Annotated in this window: 18 protein-coding genes; 13 read left to right on the top strand and 5 right to left on the bottom strand. The window is 70.1% G+C overall.

The genetic code is table 11. From position 1 onward, the window contains the following. Positions 1-27: 27 nt before the first annotated feature. Positions 28-1476, bottom strand: coding sequence for a PLP-dependent aminotransferase family protein (locus P3H15_RS17810; RefSeq protein WP_276138462.1), 1449 nt, complete (start codon positions 1474-1476; stop codon positions 28-30). 77 nt (positions 1477-1553) lie between these two features. On the opposite strand from P3H15_RS17810, the gene P3H15_RS17805 reads away from it, so the two are divergent. From P3H15_RS17805 to P3H15_RS17755, 11 genes are all read left to right on the top strand, one after another. Continuing rightward, positions 1554-2183 carry a pyridoxamine 5'-phosphate oxidase family protein gene (locus tag P3H15_RS17805; protein WP_276138461.1) on the top strand — a complete coding sequence of 210 codons (630 nt, stop codon included), beginning with the start codon at positions 1554-1556 and terminating at the stop codon, positions 2181-2183. A gap of 241 nt (positions 2184-2424) precedes the next feature. Further along, a complete protein-coding gene (kdpF, locus tag P3H15_RS17800; protein ID WP_072946639.1) occupies positions 2425-2523 on the top strand; it encodes a K(+)-transporting ATPase subunit F in 99 nt (32 codons plus the stop codon). Continuing rightward, positions 2523-4238 (top strand): potassium-transporting ATPase subunit KdpA, encoded by a 1716-nt coding sequence (kdpA, locus tag P3H15_RS17795; RefSeq protein ID WP_276138460.1) that lies wholly within the window; start codon positions 2523-2525, stop codon positions 4236-4238. Before kdpF ends, kdpA begins: the two co-directional genes overlap by 1 nt. Next, positions 4235-6397, top strand: a complete 2163-nt coding sequence (kdpB, locus tag P3H15_RS17790) for a potassium-transporting ATPase subunit KdpB (RefSeq protein WP_276138459.1) — start codon at positions 4235-4237, stop codon at positions 6395-6397. The genes kdpA and kdpB overlap by 4 nt, the downstream gene beginning before the upstream one ends. Before the next feature lie 6 nt (positions 6398-6403). Beyond that, entirely contained in the window at positions 6404-7054 is a 651-nt protein-coding gene (locus P3H15_RS17785; RefSeq protein ID WP_276138458.1) for a potassium-transporting ATPase subunit C, read from the top strand. A gap of 7 nt (positions 7055-7061) precedes the next feature. Then, positions 7062-9584, top strand: coding sequence for a sensor histidine kinase KdpD (locus P3H15_RS17780; RefSeq protein ID WP_276138457.1), 2523 nt, complete (start codon positions 7062-7064; stop codon positions 9582-9584). Continuing rightward, positions 9581-10261 carry a response regulator gene (locus P3H15_RS17775; RefSeq protein WP_072946644.1) on the top strand — a complete coding sequence of 227 codons (681 nt, stop codon included), beginning with the start codon at positions 9581-9583 and terminating at the stop codon, positions 10259-10261. Before P3H15_RS17780 ends, P3H15_RS17775 begins: the two co-directional genes overlap by 4 nt. A 62-nt stretch (positions 10262-10323) precedes the next feature. Further along, complete coding sequence (locus tag P3H15_RS17770) at positions 10324-11301, top strand: iron-siderophore ABC transporter substrate-binding protein (protein ID WP_276138456.1); 978 nt, start codon at positions 10324-10326, stop codon at positions 11299-11301. Positions 11302-11414: 113 nt separating this feature from the next. After that, complete coding sequence (gene recO / locus P3H15_RS17765; RefSeq protein ID WP_276138455.1) at positions 11415-12230, top strand: DNA repair protein RecO; 816 nt, start codon at positions 11415-11417, stop codon at positions 12228-12230. After that, on the top strand, positions 12196-13005 hold the full coding sequence (locus P3H15_RS17760) for an isoprenyl transferase (RefSeq protein ID WP_276138454.1): 810 nt from the start codon (positions 12196-12198) through the stop codon (positions 13003-13005). Before recO ends, P3H15_RS17760 begins: the two co-directional genes overlap by 35 nt. Then, complete coding sequence (locus tag P3H15_RS17755) at positions 13002-13403, top strand: hypothetical protein (protein ID WP_276138453.1); 402 nt, start codon at positions 13002-13004, stop codon at positions 13401-13403. The genes P3H15_RS17760 and P3H15_RS17755 overlap by 4 nt, the downstream gene beginning before the upstream one ends. Positions 13404-13406: 3 nt before the next feature. On the opposite strand, the gene P3H15_RS17750 is transcribed toward P3H15_RS17755, so the two are convergent. Both P3H15_RS17750 and P3H15_RS17745 read right to left on the bottom strand, forming a co-directional pair. Next, complete coding sequence (locus tag P3H15_RS17750; RefSeq protein ID WP_072946670.1) at positions 13407-13832, bottom strand: Fur family transcriptional regulator; 426 nt, start codon at positions 13830-13832, stop codon at positions 13407-13409. A gap of 5 nt (positions 13833-13837) precedes the next feature. Next, positions 13838-14203, bottom strand: a complete 366-nt coding sequence (locus tag P3H15_RS17745) for a helix-turn-helix transcriptional regulator (RefSeq protein WP_072946648.1) — start codon at positions 14201-14203, stop codon at positions 13838-13840. Positions 14204-14424: 221 nt separating this feature from the next. On the opposite strand from P3H15_RS17745, the gene P3H15_RS17740 reads away from it, so the two are divergent. Continuing rightward, positions 14425-15816 (top strand): glycine--tRNA ligase, encoded by a 1392-nt coding sequence (locus P3H15_RS17740; protein WP_072946649.1) that lies wholly within the window; start codon positions 14425-14427, stop codon positions 15814-15816. 7 nt (positions 15817-15823) lie between these two features. On the opposite strand, the gene P3H15_RS17735 is transcribed toward P3H15_RS17740, so the two are convergent. Next, positions 15824-16453 (bottom strand): hypothetical protein, encoded by a 630-nt coding sequence (locus tag P3H15_RS17735; RefSeq protein ID WP_276138452.1) that lies wholly within the window; start codon positions 16451-16453, stop codon positions 15824-15826. A 209-nt stretch (positions 16454-16662) separates the two neighbouring features. After that, positions 16663-18738 carry a YgcG family protein gene (locus tag P3H15_RS17730; protein ID WP_276138451.1) on the bottom strand — a complete coding sequence of 692 codons (2076 nt, stop codon included), beginning with the start codon at positions 18736-18738 and terminating at the stop codon, positions 16663-16665. 69 nt (positions 18739-18807) lie between these two features. Here P3H15_RS17730 and P3H15_RS17725 point away from each other — a divergent pair, with 69 nt between their 5' ends. Further along, the gene (locus P3H15_RS17725) at positions 18808-19500 is read left to right on the top strand and encodes a YdcF family protein (protein WP_276138450.1); all 693 of its coding nucleotides are present in this window, start codon (positions 18808-18810) and stop codon (positions 19498-19500) included. The last annotated feature ends 8 nt before the right edge of the window (positions 19501-19508 follow it).

Below are 19508 nucleotides of genomic sequence, written 5' to 3'. Positions count from 1 at the left end.
CGTGACTGTTCGTTCGAACGAACAGTATCAGCGGAGGTGCCTGCGGACTACCCTTCCGATCGCCTCGGCGGCCCCGCGAGCCTGCGATTCCGGCAGGCGTGCATACCCACAGACCAGCCCGCGCGGACCGGCGTCGGTGGTGCGATAGTCGGCGAGGCTCGGCACCGTCACCCCGTGGTCTTGCAGTTCCGCCGAGAGGGAGACGTCGTCGACCGAGCGCGGCAGTGTCAGGACGACATGGAGACCGGCCTCGATGCCGGCGACCCCGACGCCGTCCGTGCCCACAGCGGACAACTGCTGCTGCAGTGCGGCGACGAACGCCGACCGGCGGGCCGCGTACGTGCGGGAGGCGCGGGCGAGGTGCCGCGACAACGCACCCGAGTCGATGACATGCGCCAGCGCGAGGGCCGTGATCGCACAGCAGGCCTCGCCGGTCGTGTTCAGCGCCCGGACGATCCCTGGCCGCAGCGCCGGAGGGGCGATCACCCACGCCACCCGGACCGCGGGAGTGAGGATCTTCGACGCGGTGCCCACGTACGCCACGCAGTCGGACCCGCGGTCGATGCTGCGCAGGGCGGGCAACGCCGACACGTCGTAGCGGAACTCGCCGTCGTAGTCGTCCTCGATGATCAGCGTTCCGGACGCCGCGGCGTCGGCGACGAGCCGGGCCCTGCGGCCCACCGGCATCCGGGCGCCCATCGGATACTGGTGGGCCGGCGTGCAGTAGGCCGCCGCGTCGGTGCCGCGCAGCAGTGCGGGATCGAGGCCGTCGTCGTCCACGGGCACGCAGCGCGCCCGCGCGCCCGCGGCCTCGAGGACCAGGCGGGCCCGGGTGTAGCCGGGCTCCTCGAACACCACGTCGCGGCCGCTCAGCCCGGCCGCGGCGAAAAGAGTCCGGAGCGCGGAGCCCACTCCCGGAACGATCACGAGTTCGTCGGGCCGCGCCGCGATGCCCCGGGCGCGGCGTAGATGCCCCGCGAGGGCGCGCCGCAACTCCGGGTGCCCGTCGGGGCCGGGAACGTCGGACGTCACCGTGGCGGCCGCGGCCGACCGCCACGCCCGGCGCCAGTCGGTGGTCGAGATCAGGCCGGGGTCGGGGTGGCCCGGGGTGAGGTCCCACCGCGCCTCGCGTGTCGCGGGCGCGGCCTGCGACGCCCGCTCCGACCTGTGCGTGATTGCGTGCGAGGCGACGTGCGCGCGGGCCGCCACGTCGGCGCCCGGTGCGATCCGGGTGCCGGAACCGGCGCGGGCGTTCGCGTATCCGGACGAGCAGAGTTCGTCGTACGCGTCGACCACCGACGCCCGCGCGACCGTCAGGTGGCCGGCGAGCGCCCGCGTGGAGGGCAGCGGATCGCCGGGCCGCAGACGGCCGCCCCGGATCTCGTCGAGGATCGACTCCGCGATGCGGTGCCGAAGCGGTGCGTCGGTGTCGGGGAGCCGCAACGTCAGGTGCATTTCGGGGCTGATCCGGGGCATGAACCCACAATACTGGTCTGCCGATATTTTCAATTGTGGATCTGGAAGCTGAACCACATGCGGGTGAGGATTGTCTCGTGGACAAGATCAGGAGATACCCGGACCGTGCCCGAACCGAACGTGCGCAACTCGACGCCGTCCTCGACGCCGCGCCGATGGGCACCCTCGCCACCGTCGTCGACGGCCTGCCCTGGGCCGTGCCGATGCTCTACGCCCGCGACGGCGACCGGATCCTGCTGCACGGTTCCACCGGGGCCGGCGCGCTGCGGCAGGTCGCGGCAGGCGCCCCCGCGGTGTTGTGCGTCGCGATGCTCGACGGAATCGTCGTCGCGGACACGCTGTTCGACTCGTCCGCCAACTACCGTTCCGCGGTGGTCCGCGGCAACCTCGTGACGCTGGACGCGGACGAATCCGCCGGCGCCCTCGACGCGCTGTCGGACGTGCTGATCCCCGGTCGCAGCAGCGAGGTCCGGGGACACCGTCGCAAGGAACTCGCCGCGACGCTGGCCCTCGCCCTCCCGATCACGCCGGGGCAGTGGACCGTCAAGGTGCGGGACGCACCGCCGGGCGAACCCGCCGAAGCGAGCAGTGCGTGGGCCGGGGTCGTCCCCGTGCGGTCGGTGGCCGGTGCTCCCGTCCCGGCGCCGTGGGTGGCGACCGGCACACCCGTGCCCGCCTCCGTGTCGCGGCTGACCCGGACCGCGTAAGGAAAGCGTCAAGAGCCCTGGACGTCCCGTAAGCGCTTCGTCAGCGAAGCCGCTGTCGCCCGGATCCGGCGCGATGCTGGCATGACACCCCGCAACCGTGGGGTGTCATGCCTGCGCTGAACCGCAGGATCTGTACGAAGAGGGATCCTCACATGGCCGACGTGGCCTACGTAGCGCTCGTCCTCGGCGGGTTCGCCTGTTGCGCGCTCGTTCTCCGTGCCCTGCAGACCGGACGCGTGAAATGACCGGCGCCGGAATACTCGCCGTCGCCCTCGTCGCGATCGCGGCGGCGCTCGTCGTGTATCTGCTGGTCGCGCTCATCGACCCGGAGCGGTTCTGATGACGCCCGCCCTCGCGGCCGGCCTGCAGATCGCGTTCGTGATCGCGGTCCTCGCGGTGTTGTACGTGCCGGTGGGCGACTACATGGCCCGCGTCTACGACTCGCGCCGCCACCTGCGGGTCGAATCCGTGCTGTACCGCCTGTGCCGCATCAACCCCCACGCGGAGCAGACCTGGTACGGCTACGCGGGCAGCGTGCTGGGCTTCTCGATGGCCGGCGTGCTCTTCCTGTATGTCCTGCAACGCATTCAGGGTGTGCTTCCGCTGTCCGGCGACCTGTCCGGGGTCAGCCCCGCGGTCGCGTTCAACACGGCCGTGTCGTTCGTGACCAACACCAACTGGCAGTCCTACGCCCCCGAGACCACGATGAGCAACCTGACCCAGCCGGTCGGACTCGCCGTGCAGAACTTCGTGTCCGCGGCGGTCGGCATGGCCGTCGCGGTCGCGCTGATCCGCGGGTTCGTCCGCGTGGCCCGCGGCGGTGAGATCGGCAACTTCTGGGTGGACCTCACCCGCGGCAGCCTGCGGATTCTGCTGCCGTTCTCCTTCGTCATCGCGTTGATTCTGTTGAGCCAGGGCGTGATCCAGTCGTTCCACACGGGATTCGAATCCACCGGCCTGGACGGCAATGCCGTCACCAACGCCCTGGCGCCCGTCGCCTCGCAGGAGGCGATCAAGGAACTCGGCACCAACGGCGGCGGCATCCTCGCCGCCAACTCGGCACACCCGTTCGAAAACCCCACCCCGGTCAGCAACATCGTCGAGATCCTCGCCATCCTGCTGATCCCGGTGTCCCTCACCCGCACGTTCGGCACCATGGTCGGCGATCCTCACGACCGAGCGAGCGCGGTGTCCGGCCACCGCCAGGGCCTGACGCTGCTCGCTGTGATGGGCATCCTGTGGGGTTCACTGCTCGCCGTCACCCTTGCCGCCGAATCGGGACGACGCGGCGTCGCAGCCACCGCGGCAGGCGCGATGATGGAAGGCAAGGAAGTCCGCTTCGGCATTCCGGGCACCGCGTTGTTCGCCGTGAGTACCACGGGAACGTCCACGGGCGCGGTGAATTCCGCCCACGACAGCCTGTCGCCGCTCGGTGGCGGAGCCGTGTTGCTGAACATGCTGCTCGGGGAGATCGCGCCCGGCGGTGTGGGCACCGGGCTCTACGGCATTCTCGTCCTCGCCCTCATCGCCGTCTTCGTCGGTGGACTCCTCGTCGGCCGCACACCCGAGTACCTGGGCAAGAAATTACGGCAACGGGAGATCACCCTCGCCGCGCTGTCGGTGCTGGTGATGCCCGCGCTGGTCCTGATCGGAACGGGCATCACCGTGATCCTGTCCTCGACCACCGGTTACCAGGGCAACAGCGGCGACCCCGGCAGTCCCGGATCGATCCACGGATTCTCGGAGGTGCTGTACGCGTTCGCGTCGGCGTCGAACAACAACGGCAGCGCGTTCGGCGGGCTGACGGTCACGAGCGACTGGTTCCAGACCGCGCTCGGCGTGTGCATGCTGTTCGGCCGGTTCCTGCCGATCATCTTCATCCTCGCGCTCGCCGGATCCCTGGCGTCGCAGAAGAAGACGGCCGCGGGCGCCGGAACCCTGCCGACGGCGGGCCCGATGTTCACCGGGCTGCTCACCGGCACCGTCGTGCTCGTCGCGGCGTTGACATTCTTCCCGGCCCTCGCGCTGGGACCGATCGCGGAGGCTCTGCAGTGAGTGTGAACGTGACCAGTCGTCCGGCGACCGAGCTGACGACGCCGCCCGAGGGCGGCCACGGCCCGGCGCCCGTGAAGGCCGGGATCTTCAGTCCCGCCCAGCTGGTGACGGCGTTGCCGGGCGCGCTGCGCAAACTCGACCCGCGGCACCTCGCCCGCAACCCGGTGATGTTCGTGGTGTTCGTCGGTTCCGTCGTCACCACCGTCATGGCCGTCGCCGACCCGTCGGTGTTCTCCTGGGCGGTCACCGCGTGGCTGTGGTTCACCGTGCTGTTCGCGAACCTCGCCGAGTCGGTCGCGGAGGGGCGGGGCAAGGCGCAGGCGGCGAGCCTGCGGAAGGTGAAGCAGGACACGGTCGCCCACAGGATCACCTCGAGCGGCGCTCTGGAATCGGTGCCGGGCACCGACCTCGTCGTCGGCGACCGCGTGGTCGTCGTCGCCGGTGAGGTGATCCCGGGCGACGGCGACGTCGTCGAGGGCATCGCCACCGTGGACGAATCGGCGATCACCGGCGAGTCCGCGCCCGTCGTCCGCGAATCCGGTGGTGACCGGTGCGCCGTCACCGGCGGCACGACCGTGCTGTCCGACCGGATCGTCGTCCGCGTCACCGCGGCCCCCGGGCAGTCGTTCGTGGACCGGATGATCGCCCTCGTGGAGGGGGCGGCGCGGCAGAAGACGCCGAATGAGATCGCGCTGAACATCTTGCTGGCGTCGCTGACGATCGTCTTCCTGCTGACCGTCGTCGCGATCGGCCCGATGGGCCTGTACGCGGGGCAGGAACAGGACCCGATCAAACTGATCGCGCTGCTGGTGTGCCTGATCCCCACCACGATCGGCGCCCTGCTGTCGGCCATCGGGATCGCCGGGATGGACCGGCTGGTGCAACGGAACGTCCTGGCGATGTCGGGGCGGGCGGTGGAGGCCGCCGGCGATATCGACACCCTGCTGATGGACAAGACGGGCACCATCACGTTCGGCAACCGGCAGGCCACCGCCCTGCATCCCGCACCGGGAGTGTCCGCGCGCGAGCTGGCAACGGCGGCACGGCTGTCCAGCCTCGCGGACGGCACTCCCGAGGGGCGCAGCATCGTGGACCTGTGCGCCCGGGACTTCGGGTTGGACCCCGCGCCGTCCGAGGCTGAGAGGGCAGCGGAGTTCGTTCCGTTCACCGCGCAGACCCGGATGAGCGGGCTCGACATCCCCCACGTGAGTGCTAAAGCGTGCCCCGGCACACGACGCCACTCACATGGGGCCGAGTTCGACGGCACCCGCATCCGCAAGGGCGCGAGCGACGCGGTGCTGAACTGGGTGCATTCGCTCGGCGGACACACCTCGCCCGCGGTCACCGGCACGGTGAACGAGATCGCGCAGGCCGGCGGAACACCCCTCGTGGTGGCTTCGATCCACGCGGATGCGCCGACGGTGCTGGGCGTGATCGCGCTGTCGGACGTGGTGAAGCCGGGCATCGCCGAGCGGTTCGCGGAACTGCGGGCGATGGGAATCCGCACGGTGATGATCACCGGCGACAATCCGCTCACCGCCAAGGCGATCGCGGCCGAGGCCGGTGTCGACGACTTCATGGCGGAGGCGACACCCGAGGACAAACTCGCGCTGATCCGCAAGGAACAGGAGGGCGGACGGCTGGTCGCGATGACCGGTGACGGCACCAACGACGCCCCGGCCCTGGCCCAGGCGGACGTCGGGGTCGCGATGAACACCGGCACTTCCGCGGCGAAGGAAGCCGGGAACATGGTGGATCTCGATTTCGATCCCACCAAGCTCATCGAGGTGGTGGAGATCGGCAAGCAGCTGCTCATCACCCGAGGTGCGCTGACCACGTTCTCCCTCGCCAACGACCTGGCCAAGTACTTCGCCATCCTCCCCGCGTTGTTCAGCGTCATCTATCCGCAGCTGGACACGCTGAACATCATGCGTCTGGCCACCCCGGAATCGGCCATCCTCTCGGCGGTGATCTTCAACGCCGTCGTGATCGTGGCGCTGATCCCGTTGTCGCTGAAAGGTGTTCGCTACCGGCCGTCGTCGGCGTCGACACTGCTGGGCCGCAACCTGCTGATCTACGGCCTCGGCGGCGTGATCACACCGTTCGCCGGTATCTGGCTCATCGACCTCGTCGTCCGTCTCATTCCCGGAATTGGGTGACTTCGCATGCGTTTTCTCATCGGACTGCTCCGGCAGACCTGGGCCGGACTCCTCGTCCTGCTCGCACTCACCGCCGTTCTCGGCGTGCTCTATCCCGCCGCGGTGTGGGGGGTGAGCCGGATCGGCGCAGGCGCGGCGGAGGGTTCGCCGGTCCGCGACACCACCGGATGCGTCGTCGGGAGCCGGTGGGTCGGTGTCGACCCGCAGGTGCCGGCAGGGGACCCGGACCCGTTCTTCCACAACCGGGTGACCGGGTCGGTCGCCGCACAGGATCCGTTCGCACCGGGCGACCCCGCCACCGCGCTGCCCACCAACCAGGGACCGAGCAGCGAGATCCTGGCGGCGTTCGTCACCCAGCGCCGGAACGCGATCGCCGCCCGCGAGGGCGTGCAACCCGAGTCCGTGCCGGCGGACGCGGTCACCGGATCGGGTTCCGGCATCGATCCGCACATCAGTCCCGCGTACGCCGCATTGCAGGTGCCGAGGGTCGCGCAGGTGAACGGCCTGAGCGAGAGCCGCGTCCGGCAGCTGGTCGACGAGAACACCGAGGGAAGGCAACTCGGGTTCCTCGGGGAGCAGCGGGTGAACGTCCTCGAGCTGAATCTCGCCCTCGGCCTGACCGTTCCTCGGTGCACCGCCCCGACAGCTGGTGGATGATGGCGAGGTGAGTGGTACCGGACCCGAGGGCGAACGCCGGCGCGGCGAACTGCGCATCTATCTCGGTGCCGCACCGGGTGTCGGCAAGACGTTCGCGATGCTCGGCGAGGCGCACCGCCGCCGCGAACGGGGGTGCGACGTCGTCGCGGCCGTGGTGGAAACCCACGGCCGCGACCGCACGGCGGCGCAACTCGGTGACCTCGAACTGATTCCGCCGAAGGTCATCGCCTATCGTGGCACGCTCGGCCGCGAGCTGGACGTCGAGGCGGTGCTGGCCCGCAGGCCGGCTCTGGTGCTCGTGGACGAACTCGCGCACACGAACACGCCGGGCAGTGTCCACGAGAAACGCTGGCAGGACGTGGAGATTCTGCTCGGCGCGGGCATCGACGTCCTCTCGACGCTCAACGTCCAGCACCTCGAAAGCCTCAACGACGTGGTCCAGCGGATCACCGGAGTGGTGCAGCAGGAGACGGTCCCGGACGAGGTGGTGCGCGCCGCCACCCAGGTGGAGCTGGTGGACATCACCCCGGAAGCGCTGCGCCGCAGGCTGTCCCACGGCAACATCTACGCCGCGGAGAAGGTCGACGCCGCGCTGAGCAACTACTTCCGGAAAGGGAACCTCACCGCGCTGCGCGAACTGGCCTTGCTGTGGGTTGCCGATCAGGTCGATGCCGCACTCGCGAAATATCGTGCGGAGAACAAGATCACCGACACGTGGGAGGCCCGGGAACGGGTGGTGGTCGCGGTGACGGGCGGACCGGAATCGGAGACACTCGTCCGGCGGGCAGGGCGGATCGCGTCGAGGTCCAGCGCCGAGCTGATCGTCGTGCACGTGGTGCGCGGCGACGGCCTCGCCGGCGTGTCGGCCCCGGAGATGGGCAAGGTGCGGACGCTCGCCGCGAGCATCGGGGCGAGCCTGCACAGCGTCGTCGGCGACGACGTCCCGACCACACTCCTCGACTTCGCCCGGACCGCGAACGCCACCCAGCTGGTGCTGGGCACGTCGCGACGCTCGAGGTGGGCGCGGATCTTCGACGAGGGAATCGGTGCGAGCGTGCTGCACCAGTCGGGGTCGATCGACGTGCACATGGTCACGCACGGCGAATCCCACCGGCTGAGGCGGTTGTCGCCGGTGGGATCGCGGTCCCGCACGATGATCGCCTGGATCGCCGCGGTCCTCGTGCCGACGGTGGCGACCGTGGTGATGAGCGCCGTCGACCGCTGGCTCGGGCTGGTCGGCGAGGGCGCCCTGTTCTTCATCGTGGTGCTGCTCGTCTCGCTGCTCGGCGGTGTCGCCCCCGCAGCGTTCTCCGCTCTGATCTCGGGTCTGTTCCTCAACTACTTCTTCACGCCGCCGGTGCGGAGCTTCACCATCGCCGAACCGGACAACTTCATCACCACGGTCGTGCTGCTCGTGGTCGCCGTCGCCGTCGCGGTCCTGGTCGACGCGGCCGCCAAGCGTTCGCGGGAGGCCAGGCGGGCGTCGCAGGAGGCCGAGTTGCTCGCGCTGTTCGCCGGATCGGTGCTGCGGGGGGCCGATCTCGGCACGCTGCTCGAGAAGGTGCGCGAGACGTACGGTCAGGAGTCGGTGAGCGTCCTGCACCGGGACCGCGGTCTCGTCGGGTCGGTCGGGCCGCACCCACCGGCGAGCGTCGACGACGCCGACACGGTCTGCGAGGTGGGGGAAGGAGAGTACGCGCTCGCCCTCCGCGGCAGCGAACTGCACGCCCGGGACCGCCGCGTGCTGCTCGCCGTCGCGAATCAGGCCGTGGGCATGATCCGCCAGACGGAACTCGCGCAGGAGGCGGGGCAGGCGCAGGCGCTGGCCGAGGCCGACCGGCTGCGGCGGTCGCTGCTGTCCGCCGTCAGCCACGACCTCCGGACGCCGCTGGCCGCGGTCAAGGCCGCCGCGTCCAGCCTGCGCAGCGACGACGTCGACTTCTCCCCGGAAGACACCGCCGAACTGCTGGCGACCATCGAGGAATCGGCTGACGTCCTGACCTCTCTCGTCGGCAACCTGCTCGACTCGTCCCGGCTCGCGGCGGGAGTGGTGACCCCGACGCTGCGGCCCGTGTACCTCGACGAGGTGGTGCACCGGGCGCTGGTGGGGCTGGGAATCGGCGGCCGGACCGGGACACGGGCCCGCGAACGGGTCGAGGTCGACGTCGGAACGGTCGCGGCGATGGCGGATTCCGGCCTGCTCGAGCGGGTGCTTGCGAATCTGATCAACAACGCGCTCCGCTACGGTGAGGACTCCGTGATCCGGGTCGGTGCCGCGGCGGTGGGAGACCGTGCCGTCGTCACCGTCGCCGACACGGGCCCGGGAATTCCGCGGGGGCGGGCGGAGGAGATGTTCGCCCCGTTCCAGCGGCTGGGGGACCGCGACACGACCACGGGAGTCGGGCTCGGGCTCTCCGTCGTCCGCGGATTCGTCGACGCGATGGGCGGCACCATCAGCGCCACCGACACCCCCGGTGGTGGTCTGACGATGGTGGTGGAACTGGCCGGGGCGGGAGGGGAGCACCCATGACGAGAATCCTCGTCGTCGACGACGAACCGCAGATTCTCCGCGCCCTGCGAATCAATCTCAGTGTGCGCGGGTACGACGTGGTGACGGCCGCATCCGGGGCCGCCGCACTGCGCGCCGCGGCCGAGCGACCGCCCGACGTGATCGTGCTCGACCTCGGGTTGCCCGACATGGACGGCACGGAGGTGCTCGCGGGCCTGCGCGGGTGGTGCCCGGCGCCGGTGATCGTGCTGTCGGCGCGCACCGATTCCGCGGACAAGGTGGAAGCCCTCGACGCCGGCGCCGACGACTACGTCACCAAGCCGTTCGGGATGGACGAGTTCCTGGCCCGGGTGCGGGCAGCGGCCCGCCGGGCGACGACGGCCGTCGACACGAGCGAACCTGTGGTGGAGACGGATTCGTTCACGGTCGACCTGGCGGCGAAGACGGTGCGGCGGGCGGGTGCCGAGGTGCACCTGACTCCGACGGAGTGGGGGATGCTCGAGATGCTGGTGCGCAACAAGGGCAAGCTGGTGGGGCAGAAGGAACTGCTGCGAGAGGTCTGGGGTCCGGCATACGCCACCGAGACCCATTACCTGCGGGTGTATCTGGCGCAGTTGCGGCGCAAGCTCGAGGACGACCCGTCGCACCCGCGTCACCTCATCACCGAGGCCGGGATGGGGTACCGGTTCCAGGTGTGAGGCCCCACATGGCGGGAGGGGGCGGAAGCGAACGCACACGTTGTGTTGGTTAGCCTTGCCTTATGAGAATGAGAATGCTCGTGCCGGTGTCCCTGCTGGTCCTGGCGCTGGCCGGCTGCGGGAGCGGCGGCGGGGAAGAATCGGAACCGGCGGCGGGCGCCGGCGACGCAGCCTTCCCGGCCGTGGTCGCCACCAAGTTCGGCGACGTCACGGTGGAGTCGAAACCCGAGCGTGTGGTCGCCATCGGCTGGGGTGACGCCGAAACCGCGCTGGCGCTCGGTGTCGAACCCGTCGGAGCCAGCGACTGGGTCGCGTTCGGCGGCGACGGCGTCGGACCGTGGGCGGAGGGGAAGTACACCACGGCACCGACGATCATCGGAACCCTCGAACCGTCGTACGAGCAGATCGCGGCGCTCGAACCGGACGTCATCCTCGACACCAAGAGCGCCGGCGACGAGGAACGCTACGGCCACCTGTCGCAGATCGCCCCGACGATCGCGCTGCCGGAAGGCGCCGACAACTACAAGACGCCGATCGAGAGTCAGGTGTCGATGGTCGCGACCGCCCTCGGCGTGCCGGAGCAGGGTGAAGCGCTGCTCGCCGACATCGACCGGCGGTTCGCGGACGCCGCCGCGGCCCACCCCGAATTCGCGGGGAAGACGATCACCGTCGGTGCCTACTCGGGCACCGGATGGGGCGCCTACACCACGGACACCGAGCGGCTCCAGTTCATGAAGAAACTCGGATTCGTCAGCAACCCGGCAGTGGACGCGCAGCCGGCGGTGAAGTTCTCGGTCCCGGTGTCGGAGGAGAATCTCGGCGTGATGGACGCCGACATGGTGGTCGTCTTCCCGATCGGCAGGCCCGCCGCCGATGCCGCGAACCGGCCGCTGTTCCAGGCGATCCCCGCGGTGCGCGACGGACGGTACCTCGTGTTCGACGATCAGGCCGTCTCCAAGGCGTACTCCACCAACTCGGTGCTGTCGCTGCAGTACGCGCTCGACACCGTCGTCCCCCTGGTGTCCGAGCGGCTGCGGTGACGCTCAGTAGAGCAACGTCCGAGTTAGGGTAACCTTCGGCGGCTCGGGCGGGTCCCACATGCCCGCGGCTCGGCCTGCGGAATGTGGTCGCCTCGGCGTGGGAGACTGGACCGGTGAGGTTGTATCGAGACAATGCGGTGGTCCTGCGCCAGCACAAGCTGGGCGAGGCCGACCGTATCGTCACACTCCTCACCCGGCAGCACGGTCTGGTGCGCGCGGTCGCCAAGGGAGTGCGCCGCACGAAATCCAAGTTCGGCGCCCGCCTCGAGCCGTTCGCGCACATCGACGTGCAGCTCTACCCGGGCCGCAACCTCGACATCGTCACCCAGGTCCAGACGGTTGACGCGTTCGCGACCGACATCGTCGACGACTACTCCCGGTACACCACGGCGTGCGCGATCCTCGAGACCGCCGAGCGGCTCGCCGGCGAGGAACGGGCCCCGGCGCTGCAGCTGCACCGCCTGACGGTCGGGGCGCTGCGGGCCGTCGCGGAACACCACCGGCCGTGCGAGCTGATCCTCGACGCCTTCCTGTTGCGGGCCATGGGTTTTGCGGGGTGGGCGCCTGCTCTCGACGACTGCGCGCGGTGCAGCGCACCCGGCCCGCACCGGGCATTCCACGTGGCCGCCGGGGGAGCGGTGTGCGTCCAGTGCCGGCCGCCGGGCGCCGCGACCCCGTCGCCGGGTGTCCTCGACCTCATGGACGCGCTGTTCCGCGGGGACTGGGCGAGCACCGAGCAGGTGCCCGAGTCGCTGCGAGGGCAGGCCAGCGGTCTGGTCGCGGCGCATCTGCAGTGGCACCTCGAACGGCAACTCCGCACCCTCCCGCTGATCGAACGCGCACGACCGCATGCGGCGGTAGGGGGCGAGGATTCGGTCAGGCAGGATGGGGACCGTGATTCGACGACGCGAACCCCGAGCCCCGCTTGATTCCGGGGCCGGGCGCCAGATCCGGCCGCCGGACCCGCATCCCTCGGGCGCCCGCCCGCCGGGCCTGCAACCCGAACTCGTGCCCCGGCACATCGCGCTGGTGATGGACGGCAACGGCCGTTGGGCGCAGGAGCGGGGACTGCCCAGGACCGCAGGCCACGAGCGCGGCGAGGCCGTGTTGATGGACGCCGTCTGCGGGTGCATCGAGATGGGCGTCGAGTGGTTGTCGGCGTACGCGTTCTCCACCGAGAACTGGAAACGCAGCCCCGAGGAGGTGCGCTTCCTGATGGGCTTCAACCGCGACGTGATCCGTCGTCGCCGTGACGAGATGCACGAGATGGGGGTGCGGGTGCGGTGGGCGGGTCGCAGGCCCAAGCTGTGGCGCAGCGTCATCAAGGAACTCGAGATCGCCGAGGAGTTGACGAAGCACAACACGGTCATGAACCTGACCATGTGCGTCAACTACGGCGGTCGCGCGGAGATCGCCGACGCGGCGAAGGAGATCGGCAGGCGGGTCGCGGCGGGTCAGCTCGACCCGGAGAAGATCACCGAGGCGACCGTCGCCCGCTACCTCGACGAGCCGGACATGCCGGACGTCGACCTGTTCCTCCGGCCGTCCGGCGAGCAGCGCACGTCCAACTTCCTGATCTGGCAGTCGGCCTACGCCGAGATGGTGTATCAGGAGAAGCTGTTTCCCGATTTCGACCGCCGCGACCTGTGGGCGGCGTGCGTCGAATACGCGTCGCGTGACCGCCGGTTCGGTGGCGTGAAATGACCGTCGACGGGGCGCCCGCACTGCTCGGGCGGGCAGCGGACGCACTGGAGCACTTCGCCACCGTCGCCCGGGCCGAGGACGGCTCGCTGAGCTTCGAATACGCCGGGGCGCTGTGCTCGATCAGTGCGATGACCCTCACCGACGGCCTCGACGTGCTGTCGATGACGTGCGTGCTGGCCTGGGATCGTCCGGTCAGCGCCGCGCTGCACAAGAAGGTCGCGGAGCGCAACGGCGCGCTGCAGTTCGGTTCGATCGCCGTGTTCGGTCACGGCAGGCTCGCGGACGTCATCCTGCGTTACACGTTCCCCGCCGCCGGGCTCGGGGACGAGGCGCTGACCACGATGCTGCTCCTCGTGCTGAGCGGCGCGGACACCGCCCGGCAGGGACTGATCCCCTGACGTTCACCGCGGCGCGTTGCAGTCCTTGCAGAGACCGAAGATCTCGATGGTGTGGCTGACGTCGGAGAAACCGTGGGCGTCGGCGATCGACTGCGACCACTGCTCGACGGTCGGCCCTTCGACCTCGACGGTGTAGCCGCACGCGCGGCAGACCAGGTGGTGGTGGTGTCCGGACGAGCAGCGCCGGTACACCGATTCGCCGGTGTCGGTGCGCAGGACGTCGACGGTGCCGGCGTCGGCGAGCGTCTGCAGGGTGCGGTAGACGGTGGTCAGCCCGATGCCCTCGCCGCGCTTGCGGAGTTCGTCGTGCAGTTCCTGCGCCGACCGGAACTCCTCGATGTCGTCGAGGAGCGCGGAGATGGCGCTGCGCTGCTTGGTGGCGCGGACTCCCACGACGACGGGCTTGCGCTGGCCGGTGTTCTGGGTCAAGGCGTTCATCCTTCCTCGGCGTGCGCGACGGCGTCCACGACGATGTGGGCGAGGTGGTCGTCCACCAGGCGGTAGAGGACCTCACGTCCGGTGCGTTCGCCGCGCACGACGCCCGCGGCCTTGAGCACGCGAAGATGCTGGCTGATCAATGGTTGTGTGACGCCGAGCGCCCCGACGAGTTCGTGCACGCACCGTTCCGATTCGCGGAGCTGGAGGACGATCGCGATGCGGACGGGGGCGGCGAGGGCGCGCAGGATGTCCCCGGCCGCCGTCAGCGTCTCCTTCGACGGCACGGGAGCCGGGGGAGCGGCCTCGAACGGATGCGGGGCCGCCTCGAACGGATGCAGATCCCCGGGATCGACGACGCTCACCAGTGATCTCCTTCGGTGTGCCGGACAATGGACGGGACCGTGGCCGCGTGGCCGTCGGCCCCGGGAGGAACACCCCATCTTATTGCAAATCGATTCCATTTTGATATGCACGAATACGCATGTCAACCGGCGGGGTGAACCGACGGTGATCGGGCAGATAGGCTGGGATCCGAAAAGCGCACGTGAACCATGCATCTATTACCCAGATGGAGAGCACCCGAGTGGCACCGAAGTCCAAAGTCGAAACCGTCGTCAATCTCGCCAAGCGTCGTGGCCTGGTCTACCCGTGCGGTGAGATCTACGGAGGCACGAAGTCGGCCTGGGACTACGGCCCCTTGGGTGTCGAGCTCAAGGAGAACATCAAGAAGCAGTGGTGGCGCAACATGGTCACCAGCCGCGAGGACGTCGTCGGCCTCGACTCCTCGGTCATCCTGCCGCGCGAGGTGTGGGTGGCGTCCGGCCACGTCGGCGTGTTCAACGACCCCCTCGTCGAGTGCCTCAACTGTCACAAGCGTCACCGTCAGGATCACCTGCAGGAGGCGTACGCGGAGAAGAAGGGCCTCGACAACCCGGACGACGTCCAGATGGACGTCGTGGGCTGCCCCGACTGCGGCACCGTCGGCCAGTGGACCGAACCCCGCGATTTCAACATGATGCTCAAGACGTACCTCGGCCCGGTCGAGAGCGAAGAGGGCATGCACTACCTCCGCCCGGAGACCGCGCAGGGCATCTTCGTGAACTTCGCGAACGTGCTCACCACGTCGCGCAAGAAGCCGCCGTTCGGCATCGGCCAGATCGGCAAGAGCTTCCGCAACGAGATCACCCCCGGCAACTTCATCTTCCGCACCCGCGAGTTCGAGCAGATGGAGATGGAATTCTTCGTCAAGCCCGGCGAGGACGAAGAGTGGCACCAGTACTGGATCGACTACCGCATGGACTGGTACACCGGGCTGGGTATCAACAAGGACAACCTGCGGCTGTACGAGCACGCGCAGGACAAGCTGTCGCACTACTCCAAGCGCACCGTCGACATCGAGTACCGCTTCCACTTCCAGGGCAGCGAATGGGGCGAGCTCGAGGGTGTGGCCAACCGCACCGACTTCGACCTGTCGACGCACTCGACGCACTCGGGCACCGACCTCAACTACTACGACCAGGCCTCCGGTGAGCGGTACACGCCGTACGTCATCGAGCCGGCAGCCGGTCTCACGCGTTCGCTGATGGCGTTCCTCGTCGACGCGTACACCGAGGACGAGGCGCCGAACGCGAAGGGCGGCGTCGACAAGCGCACGGTGCTGCGGCTGGACCGTCGTCTCGCCCCGGTGAAGGCCGCGGTGCTGCCGCTGTCGCGTAACGCGGACCTGACGCCGAAGGCGAAGGATCTCGCCGCGACGCTCCGCCAGCACTGGAACGTCGAGTTCGACGACGCAGGCGCGATCGGCCGCCGGTACCGCCGTCAGGACGAGATCGGCACGCCGTTCTGCATCACCGTGGACTTCGACACCCTCGAGGATCACGCCGTGACCGTGCGTGAACGCGACTCCATGGCCCAGGAGCGGGTCGCGCTCGACCAGGTCGAGGGCTACCTGGCGCAGCGCCTCATCGGATCCTGATCCGCGGTCACCTGCGCGCGTCGCAGGTGGTCGTCAGATAGTTCGTCAGGATTCGCCGGTTCTCCTCGGACACCGGGATACGCGAGTATTCCGGTGCCGAGGAGCCGACCGCGATCCACAGCGGAAAGACGAAGGGCTTCTTCGCTTCCGCGAGTGCGTGCGGGTCGCAGCGTGCCGCGTCGATCGTGATGTCGATGCTCAGCCGGTCCTCGTCCGCCCGCATGGTGGCGGGCAGCGCCCCGCGCAGGGCATACAGGACGCTGCCGCCGATCTCGTCGACCCGGACGTCACCCGACGCCGTTCCCCTACTCACGACGAGCTGAGCGGGGAGGGGCGCGGCCGGCTCCGGCGGCGTCGCCGCCGGGATCAGTGTCACCGGGACGGCCCGCGCCAGTTCCTCTGCGGCGCAGTCTCCGTCGTGGATTCGGTCGAGGACGTCGTACGGGGTGGCGAGCGGCACCCGCACGGGCGACGCGCCCTGACCGGCGACCCCGATCACGGCGTACGCCGGTTCCGGTCGGGTGTCGCAGCGGACGGCGCCGTACTCGGCCTCGACGTCGATCCGGTTGCCGGGACCGAGTTCGACGACCCGCCCGGTTTCGGGCGCCGCCTCGAAGCCCGGGCTGTCCAGCGCCACGGATGCCACGGTGACGGGCGCGCCGCCGGTATTCGCGATCCGGACGTGGATCCGGCCGCCCGCCGCGTCGTCCTCCCGGCTGCGGTACGCCTCCGCCGACAGTGGGATCGCCGACTCGTCCCCGGCGTCTCGCCCGCCCGCGCAGCCCGACAGGACGCCACAGCAGGTGGCCGCGACGCAGGCGAGTGCGACGAATGCTCGGGAGGACGTCAGAATCGGCCGCCCCCGCTGATCCGGCCCGAACTGCTCGGCCCGCCGAACGAACGGGGACCGCTGCCGCGGCCGCCGCCGGAGCCGCGGCTACCCCAGTTGCCGCCGCCGCTGAATCCGCCGCGCAGGATGCTGTCGATCAGGATGCCCCCGAGGATCGCGCCGGTGGCATTCCCGCCACCGCCACCGGCGCCGGGGCCGGGGCCGGGGCGCTGACGGGACTCCCAGCGGCCCACGTCGTTCTGCGCCAGCCGCAGCGCGTCGGCGGCCAGGCTCGCGGCGGCCTGGGCGTGCTGCAGCGCGCGGGAGGCGTCGGAGGTGCGCAACTGCTGGGCCCCCGCCAGGTGCCGCTGTGCCTCCGTCAGGCGGGTCCTGGCCTCCGCTCCCACCGCGCCGCGGCGGGTGCCGATGAAGTCCGATGCCGCCGTGACCTGCGACTGCGCGGCCACGAGGTCCTGCTCGAGACGCTGCTGTGCATGCTCGGCCTGCTGCCGTGATTCCTGCGCCTCGGCGAGGATCGCGTCGAGTTCCGCGTCGGCCTTCACGATCTGGGTGAAGCTGCCGAGCGGGTCGGTGTCCGCGGCTGTCCGGGCCGCCGCCAGCGCGGCCTCGGCCGCGGTGCGCGCCGCCGCGAGCCGGTCCCCACCCTGCTCGGTGAACCGGGCCGCGGCCGCGATCCCCGCCTCCACGTCGGTGATCGCGGCGGGCAGCGTGGCGATGGCGTGCCGGATGTCCTCCGCGGCGTGATCGACGGCGTCGAGCAGGATCCGGGCCTGTTCGAGGGCGCCCTCGGCGCCGCGGATCGCCGACACCGCCGGTCCCTGCTTCCCCGGTGGCAGGGCGACGGCGTCCCGGCCCTCCGTTACGGCCTTCTCGGCGTACGCGAGCCGTTCCTCCGCCATCGTGACGTTGTGGGCGACGGAAGCGAGTGCGGCGGCCGGGAATTCGGTCTGCAGGGTGGCGAGGGTCCGGGTGGAGTCGGGGATGCGCACGGTCAGCGCCACCATGTCGCGGGTGAGCGCGTCGAGCCGGTCGGGGGCGTTGATCAGCAGGTCCCGCAAACCGTCGAACTCCTGGACCTTCTCGTTGAGTTCGCGGTCGGCGCGCCCGCACGAGGTGATGATGTCGATGAGCATCTCCCGCCGCTGCTGCGGGGTCTCGGGGATCGCGTCGTCGAGCCGCTGACGTACGGTGAACGCCGCCGCGAGGGTGGACTTCGCCGTGTCGAACGCCGCCGTGAACGCGGCGGTGGCCTGCTCGCCGAATTCGCCGCGGGCCAGTTCGAGTTCCTCCTGGCTCGTGCGCAGCGCGTCGTCCGTCTCGACGAGCACCTCCTTGGCGCGCTCGTCGAGGGTCGGCAACGGCAGCGCCGTCAGTGCGGCCGTGTCCTCGGGGCTGATGCTGCGCGCTGCCTCGACGCCGGCCCGGGACCGGTCGTGCTTCTTCTTCCGCGAATACAGCACGACCCCGCCCACGCCCACGACGACCACGCCGCCGCCGATCAGCAGCGTGCGCACCGACATACCGCCGCCCGGACTCATCTCGTCGCCGAGCCCCCCCGCCGCGGCGATCGCGGCGCCGGCCCAGTCCTCCTCGCGCAGGGCGGGTTCCACCGCGTCCACCCGGATCGACTCGGCTTCGTCGCTGGTGATCTCGGACAGACCGTCCGGTGCGATGAGGGCGTACTCACGGTCGACCGTCGCGACCGCGAGCAGTGCGTCACGATCGCCGAGGGACGACGCCTGCGCCGTCTGATCCGCCCACGGTCCGGCGCCGAGACCGTTGAAGTCGGGGACGTAGACCACCCACAACCGCACCTTGTGATCGTCGTAGAGCTGATCGATCGCGGCCTGGACGTCGCTCTGCTGGTCCGCGTCGAGCACCCCGACGGTGTCCGTGATCTGGCCGGGCAGACGGAACGGTGCGTCCGCCGACGCGATCGCGGGGGAGAACAGGATCGCCACGAGCGTCAGGAGTGCGGAGACGGCGCCGAGGGCGGCGAACCGCCGCGCGCCGGGGACAGGGAGTCCGGGGTGGGACGACGGCGTCTGCTCGAGGCGCGGTGCGAGTGGCATGGCAGCAAATCTATCGGGTGTGGCGAGTCGTCATCGGGACAGTTCGGCGACAGCTGGCAGAATCAGGGAGTGAATTCTGCACCGAGCCGTGAACGCCACGACCTCCCGCGCCGTCCTGCGCGCCTGGGGTTTGCAGGCACGCTGGCCCGGTGGACCCGCCGGATCATCGCCGGCGTCGTTCTCCTCGCGGCGGCCCTGGTGTTCGGCACCGCGGTCCGGGTGTGGCAGGTCGCGCGGATCGACGACACGTCGACGGCCGACGCGATCGTGGTGCTCGGCGCCGCCCAGTACTCGGGAACGCCGTCGTCCGTGTTCGAGGCCCGGCTCGAGCAGGCGTACAAGCTGTACGAGCGCGGGGTGGCCCCGGAGGTCATCACGGTGGGCGGCAAGCAGGAGGGCGACGAGTACACCGAGGCCGCGTCCGGGAAGAACTACCTGATCTCGCGCGGTGTCCCCGCCGACAGCATCACCGCCGTCGAGGAGGGGTCCGACACCCTGCTCAGCATCGAGGCGGTGAGTGAGACGATGGGTGCGCAGGGCATCGATTCGGCGGTCCTCGTCAGCGACCCGTGGCATTCGCTGCGGACCCGGACGATGGCCCGCGACGCCGGCCTCGAGGCCTGGACGGCGCCCACCCGGCAGGGGCCCGCGGTGTTCACCCGCGAATCGCAGTTGCACGGAATCGCCCGGGAGACAGGGGCGTTGATCTGGTATCAGCTCACCCACTTCTCGGCCGACTTCCCGTACACGGCGGGACAGTAGGCGTTGCG

Source organism: Rhodococcus sp. T2V, assembly GCF_029269925.1.
Classification (GTDB): Bacteria; Actinomycetota; Actinomycetes; order Mycobacteriales; family Mycobacteriaceae; genus Rhodococcus_F; species Rhodococcus_F koreensis.
Note: the sequence above shows the minus strand (reverse complement) of the source record. Positions and strands in the feature narration are given on the sequence as shown.

Coding starts and splice junctions, on each gene's coding strand:
- P3H15_RS17775 (WP_072946644.1), top strand. CDS start 9,581: ATGACGAGAATCCTCGTCGTCGACGACGAACCGCAGATTCTCCGCGCC.
- P3H15_RS17785 (WP_276138458.1), top strand. CDS start 6,404: ATGCGTTTTCTCATCGGACTGCTCCGGCAGACCTGGGCCGGACTCCTC.
- kdpA (WP_276138460.1), top strand. CDS start 2,523: ATGACGCCCGCCCTCGCGGCCGGCCTGCAGATCGCGTTCGTGATCGCG.
- P3H15_RS17730 (WP_276138451.1), bottom strand. CDS start 18,738: ATGCCACTCGCACCGCGCCTCGAGCAGACGCCGTCGTCCCACCCCGGA.
- P3H15_RS17810 (WP_276138462.1), bottom strand. CDS start 1,476: ATGCCCCGGATCAGCCCCGAAATGCACCTGACGTTGCGGCTCCCCGAC.
- P3H15_RS17755 (WP_276138453.1), top strand. CDS start 13,002: ATGACCGTCGACGGGGCGCCCGCACTGCTCGGGCGGGCAGCGGACGCA.
- kdpF (WP_072946639.1), top strand. CDS start 2,425: ATGACCGGCGCCGGAATACTCGCCGTCGCCCTCGTCGCGATCGCGGCG.
- P3H15_RS17770 (WP_276138456.1), top strand. CDS start 10,324: ATGAGAATGAGAATGCTCGTGCCGGTGTCCCTGCTGGTCCTGGCGCTG.